Origin of the sequence: Octadecabacter antarcticus 307 (assembly GCF_000155675.2) — a bacterium.
Classification (GTDB): domain Bacteria; phylum Pseudomonadota; class Alphaproteobacteria; order Rhodobacterales; family Rhodobacteraceae; genus Octadecabacter; species Octadecabacter antarcticus.
The window spans coordinates 861,881-878,335 of sequence record NC_020911.1 but is presented as its reverse complement, the minus strand read 5'-3'; the positions used below and the strand labels follow the sequence as shown (position 1 = coordinate 878,335).

The following is a 16,455-nucleotide window of genomic DNA, read 5'->3' as shown; positions in this document are numbered from 1 at the left end:
GTCCTGCGGACTCCCCCTGCGGTATTTTTGAACCAAAGAAGCTAAAGGTGACTTGACCTTCGGGCGTCAGGGCGCACTTTTGATGGATGCGTGTTTTACCCCCCAAATTTGGTGATTGGTTCGCCACCAAAGGCTGGTCCATCCATCCCCATCAGGTTGAAATGCTGACGCGGGTGGATGAACCTTCGCTGTTGCTGATCGCGCCCACGGGTGGTGGTAAGACTTTGGCGGGTTTTTTACCGACTTTGGTTGAACTGGCGGACGGGGCGCACACCGGATTGCACACGTTGTATGTGTCGCCGTTGAAAGCGCTGGCGGCGGATATCAAACGCAATCTCGGCACTCCGATTACGGAAATGGCCCTGCCTATTCGGGTTGAAGACCGCACAGGAGACACGTCTTACACGCAAAAACGCCGCCAACGTGCAGACCCGCCACATATCCTTTTGACGACGCCAGAAAGTCTTGCGTTGTTGATATCCTACGAAGACGCGCCACGGATATTTGCGGGCCTGCAACGAGTGATCGTGGATGAGATACACGCGCTCGCCGAAAGCAAACGTGGCGATCAGTTGATGTTGGCCTTGTCGCGGCTGCAGATGCTTGCACAGGGGCTGCGGCGTGTAGGGCTTTCGGCCACCGTGGAAGACCCTGCAGCGATTGCCCACGGGCTCGCGTCCCATCCTGACCCCTGCCCCATTCTGCTGGCTGATCCGGGGCCTGATCCCGATATTTCCATGCTAGTCACCACGGAACGCCCGCCATGGTCAGGGGGCGGTGCGAAATATTCGATCCCTGCCGTGCTTGACCTAGTGAAACAGCACAAGACCACGCTAATTTTCCACAACACCCGCGCGCAGGCTGAGATCTATTTTCACAACCTCTGGCTTGCCAACGATGACGGGCTGGCGATTGGCATCCACCACGGCAGCCTCAGCCGTGATCAACGTGCCAATGTCGAAGCGGCGATGGTGCGCGGTGATTTGCGGGCGATTGTCTGCACTGGAAGCCTTGATCTAGGGATTGATTGGGGCGATGTGGATTTGGTCATCCAAATTGGTGCACCTAAGAACGTCAAACGCCTGATCCAACGCATTGGCCGCGCCAATCACCGATATAACGCGCCGTCAAAGGCCGTGCTGGTGCCGGCCAACCGGTTTGAAGTTGTGGAATGTGTCGCGGCATTAGAAGCCGCAAAAGAACATGATCTGGATGGCGACCCCAAAGGGGCCGGGCCGCGCGACGTGCTATGTCAGCATATCCTGATCGCGGCCTGTTCAGCACCGTTTGATGCGACAGCACTTTACCACGAAATCAAAACCGTCGGCGCGTTCAGTGACCTGTCGCGCGCTGCGTTCGATGATTGTTTGGATTTCTGCGCGACGGGGGGCTACGCCTTGCGCGCCTACGACCAATGGAAACGTCTGAAAGAAGTCGGCGGGAAATGGCAGTTGCGTGACCCACGCAGTGCGGCCCGTATCCGCATGAACCTTGGTACAATCTACGACGTCGAAACGCTAAAGGTTAAATTTCGCCGCTCTGCCAAATCACTGGGTGAGGTCGAAGAGGCCTTTGCCGCGACCCTGACACCCGGCGATACCTTCCTGATCGGCGGGCAAATTGTGCGCTATGAAGCGTTGAACCAACTCACCGTCGAAGTCAGCCGCAACACAGGCGGAACGCCAAAAGTTGCGACGTTTTTTGGTACGAAGTTCTCAACCTCGACCCAGTTGTCCCAGCGAATTCTGAAGATGTTTCAGCAAGATGGCTGGCCCGAATTACCCGACCATACTGTGCAGTGGCTAAATATGCAGCGTGACGTGTCCAAACTGCCAGAAGCGGGGCGAATTCTGGTGGAAACCTTTCCGCAAGACGGGCGCGAAAACATGGTCGTCTACGGCTTTGCTGGCGTGAACGCGCACCGCACACTCGGCCTCATCTTGACGCAACGCATGGAGGCAGCGGGCCTGAACCCGCTTGGTTTTGTTGTCACTGATTATGCGCTGATGATCTGGGGGCTGACGCCAGTGACGGACGTCGCGCCGCTGTTTGATCCTGACAATATGCGCGATGGGCTTGAGACATGGTTGCAAGGCAACGCCGTGATGAAACGCGCCTTCCGCATGGCCGCAACCGTCGCGGGCTTGATCGAACGCAACACGCGCAGCGGGCGTAAATCAGGGCGGCAGGCGACATTTTCCAGTGATATCTTGTACGATACCCTGGCAAAATATGACCCAAACCACCTGATGCTGCGGATCACCCGCGAAGAAGCCATGCGCGGACTGGTCGATTTCGGTCGCGTTGAGGAACTGTTGCAGCGCACCAAAGGCCGTGTCGATCATGTGGCACTGAACCGTGTAACGCCACTCGCTGCGCCGCTGTTCCTTGAACCCGGGCGCATCCCTGTGTTCGGCGAAGGCCGTGAACGCCTGCTGCAAGATCGCGCAGCAGAATTGATGGCCGAGGCAGGGCTGGCAGATCTGTAACGGGTTGATCGCCAGACCTTGTGTGAAAGCTGGACCTTGGGCGAAAGGCCCGTCATAGAACAGATCATGAACGATCACGTTTTCAACCTTGCCAAGGTCCTTTTGCACGCGCGCGCAGATGGGTCCCTGTGGTACCCTGCTGCGCGTATTCTATGCGTGTCCGACCTCCATCTTGGCAAGTCCGAACGGATTGCGCGGCGCGGCGGCACACTGTTGCCGCCCTATGAAACCCGTGAAACCCTGTGGCGGCTGCAAGAAGCCGTTGCCGCGACCGACCCTGTGGAAGTGGTTTGTCTGGGCGATAGTTTCGACGATCTGGGTGCGGCAAAATCCGTCAGCGATGAAACCCGCGCAACGCTGGCCCGTTTGCAGGCGGGACGTGAATGGATCTGGATCGAAGGCAATCATGACCCTGGCCCGGTGGATTTGGGTGGGTCGCACATGGCAGAAATTCAACGCAGTGCACTTACATTTCGCCATATTGCACAACCGCTGCGCGCAGTATCAGGCGAAATTTCGGGCCATTACCATCCCAAAGCCACCCTTCGCGGTGTGGGGCGCAGACCGTGCTTTCTACTGGATAAGGCGCGCCTGATTATGCCCGCGTTCGGGGCCTACACCGGTGGGATGTCAGCAAATCACGCGGTTTTGGCTGATCTGATGTCCACCGATGCGATTGCAATTCTGACCGGAAAACACGCCATGCCCGTTCCACTGGCCGCCTGTACCAGTCGTTAACTGAAACCTGTCCAAAAACCCTTTAGGCAGTCAGACCTTCCGGTTCCGCAAGATTGTTTGCACGGCAGCACGCCGTCACAGTATTGGCAAGCAGGCAGGCAATCGTCATCGGTCCAACACCGCCCGGCACGGGCGTGATCGCGCCAGCAACGGCCGCGCAGCTGTCATAATCAACATCACCAACCAGACGTGTGCCACCCTCTGGCTTGTCGATGCGGTTGATGCCAACGTCAATCACCGTCGCACCCGGTTTGATCCAATCACCGGGAACCATTTGCGCACGGCCAACGGCAGCCACAACGATATCCGCGCGGCGCACAACATCCGCCAAATCTTTGGTCCGCGAATGGGCAATCGTCACCGTACAACTGTCACCCAGCAAAAGCTGCGCCATCGGTTTGCCAACAATGTTTGACCGGCCAATGATCACCGCGTTCAGACCCGACAGCGACCCAAGTTGATCGCGCAGCATCATCAACGATCCCAGCGGCGTACAGGGAACCATGGCCTTTTGACCCGTGCCCAGCAGCCCGACGTTAGAAATATGAAACCCGTCAACGTCCTTGGCTGGATCGATGGAATTGATCACCAGATCGCTGTTCAAATGCTCCGGTAGCGGCAGTTGCACAAGAATGCCATGAATGGTTGGATCAACGTTCAGGCTTTGCACCATCGCCAGCAAATCCGTCTCAGACACGTCGGCGTCCATGCGGTGCTCGACCGACTTCATGCCAACCTCGACAGTCATTTTACCTTTGGATTTGACGTAGACTTGGCTTGCAGGGTCGTCCCCGACCAGCACGACAGACAGACCGGGTGTGATCCCGTGATCCGCCTTCAGCATGGCGACTTGTTCACCAACCAATCCGCGCACTTTGGCTGCAAAGGCTTTTCCGTCAATTACCGTGGCTGTCATCGTAGTCCCCTAAATTTTAGCCCCCGTGTGGGGACGGTGGGCAGGGCGCCTTTGGCATATGCCAAACAGCGACGTCCCGCCCTCAGTTTATTAAAATAGACCTTCGATTTGGCCGTCATCATTCAAATGAATGTTCTCAGCGGACGGCACGCGCGGCAAGCCCGGCATCGTCATGATCTCACCACAGACAGCCACCACAAAACCCGCACCCGCAGACAGACGCACTTCGCGCACCGGCACAGAGAACCCAGTCGGCGCACCGCGCAACGTCGGATCAGTTGAGAACGAGTATTGCGTTTTCGCCATACAAACCGGCAAGTTGCCATAGCCCTGTTCTTCCCACAACTTCAGTTGATCGCGGATTTTTTGATCCATCAACGCCTCGTCCGCGTGGTAAATGCGCTTGGCAATCGTTTGGATCTTATCGGCCAGCCTCATGTTATCAGGGTAGATCGGTGCGAATGCGCTGATGCCACTGTCGGCAATTTCAGCCACGCGTGTTGCCAATGCTTCGGACCCCTTGGATCCATGCTCCCAGTGCTGCGACAGGATCGCTTCGGACCCTTGGGTCTTCACATAATCCTTCACGGCCTGCACTTCTGCATCAGTATCAGTGACAAAGTGGTTGATCGCCACAACAACCGGAACCCCGAAAGATTTCAGGTTGCCGATGTGACGGCCAAGGTTGGCACAGCCATTGTTCACAGCCGCGACGTCTTCGTTTCCAAGATCTGCCTTGGCGACGCCACCATTCATTTTCATCGCCCGCACTGTCGCGACCAGCACCACACAATCAGGTGCCAGACCTGCCTTGCGACACTTGATGTTCATGAATTTCTCAGCGCCAAGATCGGCACCAAACCCTGCTTCGGTCACAACGTAATCGGCAATCTTCAGCGCCGTCGTCGTCGCGATGACCGAATTACAGCCATGCGCGATATTGGCGAACGGCCCGCCATGCACGAACGCCGGGTTGTTTTCCAACGTCTGCACCAAATTCGGCTGCATCGCGTCTTTCAACAGCACCGTCATCGCGCCGTCGGCTTTGATGTCACGTGCGAACACAGGGCTCCGATCGCGGCGGTAGGCCACGATCATGTCGCCAAGCCGCTTTTCGAGGTCTTTGAGGTTATTGGACAGGCACAGGATCGCCATGACTTCGGACGCCACAGTGATGTCGAAACCCGCTTCGCGTGGGAACCCGTTGGCCACCCCACCCAAAGACGCCGTGATCTGGCGCAAAGCGCGGTCGTTCATGTCAACGACACGACGCCACACAACGCGGCGAATGTCGATTTCCAGCTCATTGCCCCAATAGATATGGTTGTCGATCATCGCCGACAGCAGTGAATGCGCAGACGTAATCGCGTGGAAATCACCCGTAAAATGCAGGTTCATGTCTTCCATCGGCACGATCTGCGCGTAGCCACCACCAGCGGCCCCGCCCTTCATGCCAAAGTTTGGCCCAAGCGATGCTTCGCGGATACAAACAGCGGCCTTTTTGCCGATGCGGTTCAGACCATCGCCCAGACCAACCGTCGTCGTTGTCTTACCTTCGCCCGCAGGCGTCGGGTTGATCGCAGTGACAAGGATCAGTTTGCCACTTTTGTTACCCTGAACGGAATTGATGAACGACTGGCTGACTTTCGCCTTGTCGTGACCATATGGCAGCAAATCATCGCTGCTAATGCCCAGCTTCGCGCCAATCTCTTGGATCGGCTTCTTGTTGGCTTCGCGTGCGATTTCGATGTCAGTCTTGTAACCCATGGTCTTTTCCTCAGTTCATGTTTGATCGTCTGGACGAAGCGTCCGTTATGATTTGGGCGCACACTCATGATGTTGCGCTTTGGCACACCGTAAACACGGCAGTGACAAGATATGGAACGCGATAACGACAGTTTCGCCGTCGGAATCGGCGGACAGTCAGATTTGCAGGTTACGGCGCCCATTCTGGCTGGTCCGGGATATGCAAAGTCAGGACATCACCAACCACCACACGCCCCTCTGCCGCGACCCATGCCGTCACACCGCGACGGTCCTTGGCGGCAGGTTTAAACCCTTTCGCGCTGTCACCGTGGTCCACCATCAAAGATTTAGCCGGAAACAGGCAGGGCCGGTTTTCCATATCCACCGTCACCGTCGCGCCACTGGGCGCTTGTAGCCGCGAAGACGGTGGCACATGGCTAAAATCGGCAATGCCTTTGATCACCATCGTCGCGCCCAGACGCGCAGGGTCGACCGCATCAACACCCATCTTGGCGGCAATCTGGTCAAGCTCCTCTTGGCTCACGATGCTAAGCTGGCGTTCATTCTTGATCGACGTGCCTTTGGGGTATTGTGATTTCACACGCATGCAGGCGGGCCGCGTCAGACCGGCATGAAACGCGCCTTCGACCCCATCAAATGTCAGCTCCAACATGTCGCGGGCGGGTGCGATCAGCGCGTCGCGCACATCGGTCATCACGGCCCCCAACCAGACGATTTCGGCGGTGTAGTGGGTTCGCTTGAGTGCGGGCATGACGTCTCTCCTTTGTGTGCGAAAGTGGCGCGAAGCGGTCGCAGGCTCAAGCCAAATCTTGGCGGGCCCCTTTATTAATGCCAGAAACGAAAAACCCCCGAACCTTTCGGGTCGGGGGCTGTTTTTTTGTCATCGCACAATCAGCTTACACAGACGGTTCTGGTTCCATGTTCCCGTCGCTCTTAGGCTTGCGTGGCTTAGTCTTCGGGATAGCTGTAGCCGAATTGCCAGACACCGGTGGGATATCCATACCGTCATCGTCATCATCGCGATTCAGCGTATCACCCGCCATAACGCGCTTAATCTCGGCACCTGTCAGCGTTTCGTATTCCAACAGACCCTGACCAAGGCGTTCAAACTCGACATTCTTTTCCTTAAGAATTTCGAGCGCCTTTTGATAACCAGTCTCGATGAACGCCTTAACCTCGTCCTCGATCATGCCCTTGGTATCGGCCGAGACCGAAAAACCACCGGTGTTGCCGGAATATCCTTCGTGGGCTTCAGAATAGTCGATATTGCCGACCTTGTCGGACATGCCCCAGCGCATGATCATCGCACGCGCCAACTGGCTGGCCTGCTGGATGTCACCAGCCGGACCGTTGGACACCTGATCTTCACCATATTTGATGACCTCAGCAGCTTTGCCCGCCATCGTCATCGCCAAACGCTGGTGACATTCGTCGCGGAACATATTGAGCCGGTCCATCTCTGGCAGGCTCATCACCATACCCAATGCACCACCGCGCGGAATAATCGTGGCCTTATAGACCGGATCGCATTTAGGCATCGTTATACCAACCACCGCATGGCCCGCCTCGTGGTACGCCGTCATCTCCTTTTGCGCGTCCGTCATGATCATTGAGCGACGTTCAGCCCCCATCATGATCTTGTCCTTGGCGGATTCAAAATCGGCCATCGCCACAAAACGCCGACCAATACGGGCCGCAGTCAAGGCCGCCTCGTTCACGAGGTTGGCAAGGTCTGCACCCGAAAACCCTGGCGAACCACGTGCGATAATCCGCAAGTCAACATCGGGGCCGAGCGGCGTTTTGCGCGCATGGACACCTAAGATCTTTTCGCGACCTTTGATGTCTGGATTGCTCACAGTGACTTGGCGGTCAAAACGACCGGGGCGCAGCAACGCAGGGTCGAGCACGTCTTTGCGGTTGGTGGCTGCGATGATGATGACACCTTCGTTGGCCTCAAAACCGTCCATCTCAACCAACAATTGGTTCAATGTCTGTTCGCGTTCGTCGTTGCCGCCGCCCATGCCAACACCGCGCGCACGACCGACTGCGTCGATCTCGTCGATGAAGATAATACAGGGCGCATTTTTCTTGGCCTGTTCGAACATGTCGCGCACACGTGATGCACCCACACCAACAAACATTTCGACAAAATCAGAACCGGAAATCGTAAAGAACGGCACACCAGCCTCGCCCGCAATGGCGCGTGCCAGCAGTGTTTTACCCGTACCGGGGGGGCCCACAAGAAGGGCACCTTTCGGAATCTTACCGCCAAGCCGTGAGAATTTCTGCGGGTTGCGCAAGAATTCAACGATTTCTTCCAGTTCTTCTTTGGCTTCATCGATGCCCGCCACGTCATCAAACGTCACGCGACCCGACTTTTCTGACAGCATCTTGGCCTTGGATTTGCCAAAGCCCATCGCGCCACCTTTGCCGCCGCCCTGCATCCGGTTCATAAAGAAAATCCACACACCGATCAGCAACAGGAATGGCAGCAGACTGACAAGGAATGTCGTCAGGCCAGATTGCTGCTGCTCTTCAAACGTCAGCGGGACACCACTGTCGATCAACAGGTCCGTAACCCCTGTGTCCGCCCCGATAATCACTTGATAGGTGCGATTGTCCGACCCACGATAGAACAGCTTTTCGCCATCCACACGGGCCTGCGAAACTGCGCCTGCGTCAACCGCCTGCACAAATTCCGAATAGCTTTTTTCGTTGGTCTGCGTTGTTCCCTGTCCGTTGCCAAACAAGTTGAACAGCGAAATAACGAGAACGAAAAGCACGACCCAGAAGGCCAAATTACGTGCGTTGCCCAAAGCGACACTCCTTTAGAAATTCATTCGGAACACAAACCACTGGTCTGATTTCCACCCTCCTAAGATAGAGGCTTGGGGTTTGAGTTCAACGGGAAAGCAGGAAAGAAGCGAAATCCGCGACAATGCGCGCGCTAAATCCGTTTTGTAGCCCCGCGACAGGTGCCGCGATAAGCGTTTCTCCATCAAACACCGCAGGTGACGCCATAAGCGAGGCGCGAGGTAGGCCAGATTCGCACCAGTCGGGAACATCTTTCATCGTATCGCCAAGGGCGCGAATGGTCAAATCACCTGCCCTGTCATGATTTTGGTCTTCGCTCAGCGACCAACGCCCATCCCAAATTTTGGCAACATTTCGGTTGGACCACACGATGGGGCCTTCCACGGCATTGAGTTCACGCGAATAGCGCAGACCGCCATCCACCTTAGTCACAAAACACCCCGCAACGGTGTGCCTGTCTTGTTTTAACAATGCCACATCAAGATAGTTCAGCGCCATTTTACGCGGCGGATACCCCTCACCATTGATGTACCCAATGGCGGCCAATTGCAGACGACGCTCGATCTCCGTGTGAACCGGCGGGCATGATCGCGTTGGGATGATAACGTCGCCATGCTCGAACGTCACAACCCGCCGCGCCTCATCGGCAGCCCAACATTGCAACGCACTCCTGGCGCTCGACAGGAATGCTGCCGTGGATTTCAACGTTCCAACGTCGATCCCCAAAGGCGCCAAAGCATTAAGGATCTTGCGGGCCTTGGGGCGGGTCTGGGACAGATCTTCGTTGCTGGGGTCTTCTACCCAGCCCACATCATGGCGGCGCAAATAGTTGCGCAATTGGGCGCGTGGTTGCTCCCACAGCGGTCGCGCCCATTTCACACCGTCCCGATCAAACCGCGCGTCCATAGCGGCCAACCCATCGACACCTGATGTGCGCGCGAGGCGCATTAAAAACGTTTCTGCGATGTCGTCCGCCGTATGGCCCAGCATCATGTGTGCAATACCGCGCGACTTGGCCCAACCTGCCATCAACGCATAGCGCGCCTCGCGTGCGGCGGCTTGAACATTACCCTCAGCCAGCGCGCCGTCCCAATTCAAAACGCTATGGGAAACCCCCTGATCCTTGCAAAAGGCCGCCACGACTGCTGCTTCATCAGCCGCTTCTGCCCGCAATCCATGATCGACTGTCACAGCCTCAACGGTGACACCCACAAGGTTCGCCCACCAGATGCACATATGCAAAAGGGCCATGGAATCGCCACCACCCGATACTGCAACACCGATTTTCTTTGGCTCAGACGTCAAAAAAGCTGTGTCAATGGAATGGATCAGACTGCCGTCGTTCCCAAGTGGGATCAGCTGTTCACTGCTCAGCCGCACCCGAGCGTTGCCATCACGTCTTGCGCTTCGCCCACTTCCGGCGCCCCCGGAAACCGCGTCGCGACCTCTCCCAAAGTCACACAAGCGTCTCGTTGTTGGCCCAAGGCGGCGAGCGATCTACCAAGTTTGGTCAGCGCGGCAGGGGCCACCGGACCCTCAGGATTGCCGGAAAACGCCGCGAGATATGCACGCGCAGCATTCGTCGTTTCACCCATTTGTTCATACGCCTGCCCCCGCAACAAATTTGCGTCAGCGGCTACGGGGCTTCCCGGATAGGTCTCATTGAAGGTCGCAAGGAGGTCAACGGCGCCGCGAAAGTCACCGGAGGCGATCGCCGCCTGCGCCCGCGTAAAGTCCTCTTGTTCACCAATCGCCAACGACTGCCCGCCCGCCAAGGGCGTTTCAAGTGCAGGGCCAGTTGGTTCTACGTCAACGCCACCGAGGCTCGGAGTCTCACCAAGGGCGCCAATGTCACAGCCCGCCTCAAGCTCACACAACCGAAACTCCAGATCGCCAATGCGGTTGGTGCCGTCGCGCGTGATGCGGGTGATGCGGAATTCCAGATTTTCGGTTTTGGATGTCAGGCGTGTCAGCTCTGCCTCAATGGTATTCAATCGATCCAACGGCGTGGTTCCAGCGAACCCCTGCCCGGACAGACCGGACGCGACCAATTCAGCGCGCAACGCAGCCACGTCACCAAACAAGACCGACAGTTCAGCGCGGATATCTGCCAATGTCTGGTCTTGCGCAAAAGCCGCCCCCGAAGGGACGGCCATCGCGACAATAAGGGCTAGTGTTCTTAACATATTGTTCCCCCGAACGTACCGCATAGCTGAACCGAATTAGCTGCTTTGGCCCATTGAAATGATCGTCAAAGCGCGGCGGTTCTGTGCATAGCAAGATTCTTCAGAACAGACCGCAATTGGGCGTTCCTTACCGTAAGACACCGTTCGAATTCGGCTCGATGCCAAACCCTTAGAAATCAGATATTCGCGCACCGCATTGGCGCGACGTGCGCCCAGCGCAAGGTTATATTCACGTGTCCCTTGTTCATCGGCGTGGCCTTCGATCACGGCCAGATAGTCGGAATTGGTGGACAGCCAGCCAGATTGCCCGTCCAACGTATTACGCCCTTCGGCGGTCAGCGTGGACGTGTCGACCGCAAACATCACACGGTCGCCAATGGTCTGACTGAAAAACTGCGGGCTGGACGGGTCGTCGTTTCCGCCAAGTGTGGATTGGTCGATGTTGTTTGCACCGTCCTGACCATCTCCGTTGAAATTGTTGAATCGGTCGGCATTGGTACAGGCGCTCAGCGCGAGAACTCCGACAAACAAAGCCGCTGTGATAAAGTGTTTCATGGGTATATCCCGTTTTCTTTTATGTGCTCGATGACGCACCGTAGCACGCCTGATTGAAATTGAGAATCGCGAATACGTGATCACTGTTGTAGTGGCCCCCAGGACGGATCGGACCCGCCTTGTGGTGTGGTGACGCGTCGCAGATTGCGCCCCGTGATGTCCACGGAATACAGCCCCGTCGTGCCATCGGACCCTTGGGTTTCGCGTGAAAACATTATGACCCGCCCATTGGGGGCCCATGTTGGACCCTCATCCAAAAATGACGACGTCAACAGACGTTCTTCGGTGCCGTCCGTGCGCATCACGCCGATATGGAAACGCCCTAATTCCTGCTTGGTAAACGCGATCAGATCACCGCGCGGCGACCAAACGGGCGTGCCATATCGGCCATTTCCAAAGGAAATACGCTGCGGCTCACCGCCATTTGCGGACATCATATAAAGCTGCTGGGTGCCAGAACGATCAGATTCAAACACGATCTGGGACCCATCCGGACTAAAGCTCGGCGCGGTTTCGATCGCGGGCGTGTTGGTCAGACGCATGTTCTGACCTGTGGCCAAATCCGTGCGGTAGATGTCGGTGTTGCCACCGTTGGCCAGTGAATAAATCACCTGCCGCCCATCACGGCTAAAGCGCGGACTGAATGCCATTTCGCCATCCGCCGTCCGCATTTGTTGGCGCATCACGGTGGCCACATCCAAAATATTGATACGCGGAAATCCGCTTTCATAGCTGGTATAAAGGATTCGGTCGCCGCTGGGCGAAAACCGCGGCGCCAGAACAATCGTGCTGCTATCGGTCAGATACTGAACATTCGCACCGTCATAATCCATGACCGCGATCCGTTTTTCGCGGTCGTCCTTGGGGCCAGTTTCCGCCACATAAACAACCCGACTGTCGAAATATCCGGATTCACCTGTGATCCGGCTGTAAACGGCGTCGGCCACCTTATGGGCCATGCGACGCCAACCGCTCGCCGTGCCAGCAAATTGCAACCCCTCACCCATCTCAGCACCGCTGAACACATCATAAAGACGGAACTTTACCGTCACCTGATTGCCGTTCACCGCCACCGCACCCGTCACCAATGCTTGCGAATTGATCGCGCGCCAGTCGGCAAACGCAATCGGGCTGCCAAAACTTGCCGGGGTCGAAATAAACGCGGAACTCGGAATTTGACGGAACAGGCCCGTGCCGTTCAAATCTGCGGCAATCACGCGGCTGATGTCTGCGGCCATGCCGTCAGACCCGGCAACCTCTGCTTGGAATGTGGGCAGTGCGAACGGCAATGCCTCAATCACACCGTCGCGCAGGGTCAACCGCAAAGGTTCCTGCGCCGTCGCGGGCGGTATGAATGCAAAGGCGATGATAATCGCCGCGAAAAAAGTCATAAATCTGGTCATCATGTCGCCTATACTCACTGGATTGCCCGCAACTTCAACGGGGAGTTTTTAAGTGCGCGGATCACTGCGGGAATTCGGGGTATGGTTTGGGCGTGTTTCATCGTTGGCGCATCGCTGTCGGATCGACTGTTAAAATAACGCGCTGCCACTGCGCATATTGATCGCGCGGCAAATCATATCCGGTGTCACCTGAACACCGCAACAAGGCCCGCCGCGCTGCTTGAAAGGCGGCATCAGCGTCCGTCGCAGTGCCACCAGAAAAGCCATCAAGTCGAATGGATCCAGACACGGGGCGGCCATCGGGTGTCATGTCGAAAACCATATCAATGATTGTGTTTTGTGCGCCCGTGGACAGCGTGCCAGTGTTCCAACAATTCCCGATCTGGCGCAAAAATCCCGATTTATCGCCTTCCGACAACTGCCCGCCTGATAATCCCGGGTTTGGTGTCGACGTCGGGGTGCTGGTCGGCGTTTCAACGGCACCAGCAGCGGCCAAAGCTGCCACAACGGGATCAACGGCGTCTTCGGTCGGTGTTTCAACAACGCCAACTGCCGCCCGTTGTGGCCGCGTTTGTGGCCGCGATGAAATCTCAGGCGCAAAGCTTGGTTCTTCGGCTTCCGTTACGATCTGGTCTGCCGCAGCCTCTGGCGCAGTCGTTTCCGCAGCTGGCTCAACTGTTTCCTCAACAGGGGCCTCAACCTCTTCGGTCGCGGCCTGTGCCACCTCTGGTGCGACGGTGGCATCTGGTTCTGGCGGGGCGACAATTTCGGGTGCCACGCGCGGCGCGGCGCGTGGCACAGGGCGCAGGCTGGTGCCAAGTTCGGCAGACGGCGCTGGCGTGGTGATCTGCGGCATGTCCGGAATATCGGGGGCAACGTCTGTCACAACCGTTTCTGGCACTGTCAAATCAGGCGCTTCGGGCGGTGTTTCAGCGGCAGGCAGCGCGACAGGCGTTGGGACCTCTGCCACCTCGGGCGGGGTTTCCACCAATGGCACGGGTGGCGTTTCATCCACCACGGGCTGTTCAATCGCCGCCGGTTCGCTTGCGGGAAGGTCCGGCTGCACACCTTGCGTCAGCGCCGCAAATTCTGCACCCGACATGACGGACACCTCCATCACCTCGAACGGTGGCCGATCAGATGACATGCCCCAGCCCACGACCAGCCACACGACCAAAGCCGCGTGTCCCGTGCCTGAAAGAGTGGTTCCGATGCTCATTTAGGGCTCATCTGCGCCTACCCGTCTTGCCCGTCCAACGTCGGCCCGCCAATGTCTGTAACCAGACCGATATTGTTGAATCCGGCAGCATTCAGCGCGCCCATGATCTGCGCCACATCGTCCCACGCATTGGCGCCATCCGCCCGTAGGTATATCCGGTCGCCGTCACGCTGCGCCGCGATGCCCTGCAATCGCGCGATCAGGTCCGCGCGTGCGACAACACTCGCTTGGATCAGAACCTCACCCTGCGCAGTCAGTGTGACCGTTAAAGGTTCTTCATCATCACTCGGCAGCGCGTTGGCGGCCGTTTCAGGCAATTGCACCGGAACGCCGACAGTTAACAGCGGGGCCGCAACCATAAAAATAATCAACAATACCAACATCACATCCACAAACGGCGTGACGTTAATCTCGCTCATCGGCATAGTTCGGCGACCACGGCGGCGCGCACGACGCCCACCCCCGTCGCCGTCGGATTTGATGACACTACCAGCCATTATAAGCGCCCCGCCCCACGGATCAAAAATCCAACTGACGGCTAAGAATGGTCGCGAATTCATCGGCAAACGCTTCGTAGCCCCTGACAACACGGTCCGCATCTGCGCTGTATTTGTTGTAATAAATCACGGCAGGAATTGCCGCCATCAGGCCCAGACCCGTCGCCAAAAGCGCCTCGGCAATACCGGGTGCGACAACAGCCAAGTTGGTGTTCTGCTGCTCGGCAATCTCGATAAACGCGTTCATGATACCCATCACGGTGCCCAAAAGCCCGATAAACGGTGCAGATGATCCAACCGTCGCCAGCACGGTCAATCCGCGCTGCAAGCGTTCGGTTTCTTTGGCAATCGCCACGTCCATGGATCGGTCAATCCGCGCTGTGGCCCCTGCAATCAATCCACCGTCTTGTCGGTGCGACCTGCGCCATTCCAACATTCCGGCCGCGAATATCTTTTCCGACGACCCCTTTGGCGTGGCACCGATGCGGTCAAACAATTCGTCCAGCGGATTGCCAGACCAGAACGCCTCATCAAATATACGGGCTTCGGCGCGGGCTTTGCGATATTGAACCCACTTGTCGACGATCACAGCCCAGCACCACACAGATGCGATGATCAGCAAAATCATAACGAATTGAACGGGGATGGTTGCGTGGGCAAACATGCCCCACATTGTGAAATCTGTAGCTGCTTCCATAACGCCTGCTCTGCTCTAACGGACCGATTTTGGCCTCTGATTGGGACCAGATGTAGCCCAGCTTGCACAGAATAGCCAACAAAACGCGCATAAACTCGTAATTGGACGCGGGCTTTAGTTTAGATTTCGGCGAAAAGCCGCCGGAAGACGCGTAGGTGCGCCCGCTTCGTTAATCGCAACAATCGTGACAAGGGCGCTGAACAACACCTCACCGCCGCGCTCAACCGTTTGGCGCACGATCCATCGCGCTCCGGTGACGGCCTCAACAGCTGTCACCACGACCAATTCATCGTCGTATCGCGCAGGCGAATAATAATCCGCCTCGACACGGCGCACCGCAAACACCACACCATCATCACGTTTCATGGCCACCTGATCGACGCCCTTGTCACGCACCCATTCACTGCGGCCACGTTCAATGAATTTCAGGTAATTGGCATAATAGACGATGCCACCAAAATCTGTGTCTTCGTAATAAACCCGCAATGGAAACCGATGGGTCAATGCAAAACCTCAATCCGTGCGGCCAATCGCAACGCGTGGCTGGCGTCTTGTGCCACGGCTGGCATCACCGGGTCATAAACCGCACGGATCACACCCGCGATGTCGGGGCGCAAGACCGCATTGCCACCCGCCATCGCCAGTGGCGACGCATTCATAAACGCTACATCCGACCACAGCACAATGGATTGCACAGCTTGCGACAACGCCAACGTGTCGGCGGAAACCTCGCTCAACTGTTCATCCATGCGCAAGAATATGAAACAGGCTTGAATGGCACCTTGGTCATCAAACCGGAAAATCCGGTATTGGTTCGCGTCCGCCTTAATCAACCGTGCGACAAGTTCCGCCAATTCTGGCACCAATCGATCCAGATCCGGCACAGCCGCTAAATCACCCCACTCTCGGCAGAACAACATCATCACATTGGCGCCCAGTTCCGGGTCGGTCTCTGCCATTGTGTGGCGTGCCAAACCGCACACCGCCTCGAACGCGCCCTTCAAAAGGCTGATCGTGTCGTCCTCAACGCCGAACACTACAGGCACAATAGGGCGGCCCCAACGGGCACACAAATAGGTGCCATCAGCGCGGGTGAACAAAGGCTCAATATCAAAAACATCCATCATATTACTCTAGTTAAGGGATTTGCGGCCAAGTGAAAGGTTCCGCCTTC

The 16,455-nt window shown here is 56.9% G+C and carries 15 protein-coding genes; 2 read left to right on the top strand and 13 right to left on the bottom strand.

The genetic code is table 11. The features are described 5' to 3' along the window. Positions 1-86: 86 nt before the first annotated feature. Positions 87-2,489, top strand: a complete 2,403-nt coding sequence (locus OAN307_RS04540; protein ID WP_044043205.1) for a ligase-associated DNA damage response DEXH box helicase — start codon at positions 87-89, stop codon at positions 2,487-2,489. A gap of 66 nt (positions 2,490-2,555) precedes the next feature. Beyond that, complete coding sequence (pdeM, locus tag OAN307_RS04535; RefSeq protein WP_015498663.1) at positions 2,556-3,227, top strand: ligase-associated DNA damage response endonuclease PdeM; 672 nt, start codon at positions 2,556-2,558, stop codon at positions 3,225-3,227. Positions 3,228-3,249: 22 nt separating this feature from the next. Here the strand turns inward: pdeM and OAN307_RS04530 are convergent, their stop codons facing one another. The 13 genes from OAN307_RS04530 to OAN307_RS04470 all read right to left on the bottom strand — a co-directional run bounded on the left by OAN307_RS04530 (position 3,250) and on the right by OAN307_RS04470 (position 16,408). After that, a complete protein-coding gene (locus tag OAN307_RS04530; protein ID WP_015498662.1) occupies positions 3,250-4,143 on the bottom strand; it encodes a bifunctional methylenetetrahydrofolate dehydrogenase/methenyltetrahydrofolate cyclohydrolase in 894 nt (297 codons plus the stop codon). Between the two features lie 90 nt (positions 4,144-4,233). Next, positions 4,234-5,910, bottom strand: a complete 1,677-nt coding sequence (locus tag OAN307_RS04525; protein ID WP_015498661.1) for a formate--tetrahydrofolate ligase — start codon at positions 5,908-5,910, stop codon at positions 4,234-4,236. A 169-nt stretch (positions 5,911-6,079) separates the two neighbouring features. After that, positions 6,080-6,661 carry an MOSC domain-containing protein gene (locus tag OAN307_RS04520; RefSeq protein ID WP_015498660.1) on the bottom strand — a complete coding sequence of 194 codons (582 nt, stop codon included), beginning with the start codon at positions 6,659-6,661 and terminating at the stop codon, positions 6,080-6,082. Positions 6,662-6,806: 145 nt separating this feature from the next. Continuing rightward, positions 6,807-8,726 carry an ATP-dependent zinc metalloprotease FtsH gene (gene ftsH / locus OAN307_RS04515; RefSeq protein WP_015498659.1) on the bottom strand — a complete coding sequence of 640 codons (1,920 nt, stop codon included), beginning with the start codon at positions 8,724-8,726 and terminating at the stop codon, positions 6,807-6,809. 85 nt (positions 8,727-8,811) lie between these two features. Then, positions 8,812-10,104: a tRNA lysidine(34) synthetase TilS gene (tilS, locus tag OAN307_RS04510; protein WP_051067948.1), complete on the bottom strand. Its 1,293-nt coding sequence runs from the start codon at positions 10,102-10,104 to the stop codon at positions 8,812-8,814. Next, positions 10,095-10,910 (bottom strand): tol-pal system protein YbgF, encoded by an 816-nt coding sequence (gene ybgF / locus OAN307_RS04505; protein WP_015498657.1) that lies wholly within the window; start codon positions 10,908-10,910, stop codon positions 10,095-10,097. The genes tilS and ybgF overlap by 10 nt, the downstream gene beginning before the upstream one ends. Before the next feature lie 36 nt (positions 10,911-10,946). Beyond that, the gene (pal, locus tag OAN307_RS04500) at positions 10,947-11,465 is read right to left on the bottom strand and encodes a peptidoglycan-associated lipoprotein Pal (protein WP_015498656.1); all 519 of its coding nucleotides are present in this window, start codon (positions 11,463-11,465) and stop codon (positions 10,947-10,949) included. A gap of 80 nt (positions 11,466-11,545) precedes the next feature. Then, positions 11,546-12,868, bottom strand: coding sequence for a Tol-Pal system beta propeller repeat protein TolB (gene tolB / locus OAN307_RS04495; RefSeq protein ID WP_015498655.1), 1,323 nt, complete (start codon positions 12,866-12,868; stop codon positions 11,546-11,548). Positions 12,869-12,965: 97 nt separating this feature from the next. Further along, on the bottom strand, positions 12,966-14,087 hold the full coding sequence (locus OAN307_RS04490; protein WP_015498654.1) for a hypothetical protein: 1,122 nt from the start codon (positions 14,085-14,087) through the stop codon (positions 12,966-12,968). A 17-nt stretch (positions 14,088-14,104) separates the two neighbouring features. Beyond that, on the bottom strand, positions 14,105-14,584 hold the full coding sequence (locus tag OAN307_RS04485) for an ExbD/TolR family protein (protein WP_015498653.1): 480 nt from the start codon (positions 14,582-14,584) through the stop codon (positions 14,105-14,107). A 22-nt stretch (positions 14,585-14,606) separates the two neighbouring features. After that, positions 14,607-15,281 (bottom strand): protein TolQ, encoded by a 675-nt coding sequence (gene tolQ / locus OAN307_RS04480; protein WP_015498652.1) that lies wholly within the window; start codon positions 15,279-15,281, stop codon positions 14,607-14,609. Positions 15,282-15,395: 114 nt separating this feature from the next. Continuing rightward, positions 15,396-15,785 (bottom strand): tol-pal system-associated acyl-CoA thioesterase, encoded by a 390-nt coding sequence (gene ybgC / locus OAN307_RS04475; protein WP_015498651.1) that lies wholly within the window; start codon positions 15,783-15,785, stop codon positions 15,396-15,398. Next, entirely contained in the window at positions 15,782-16,408 is a 627-nt protein-coding gene (locus OAN307_RS04470) for a hypothetical protein (RefSeq protein ID WP_044043204.1), read from the bottom strand. Before OAN307_RS04470 ends, ybgC begins: the two co-directional genes overlap by 4 nt. Between the last annotated feature and the right edge of the window lie 47 nt (positions 16,409-16,455).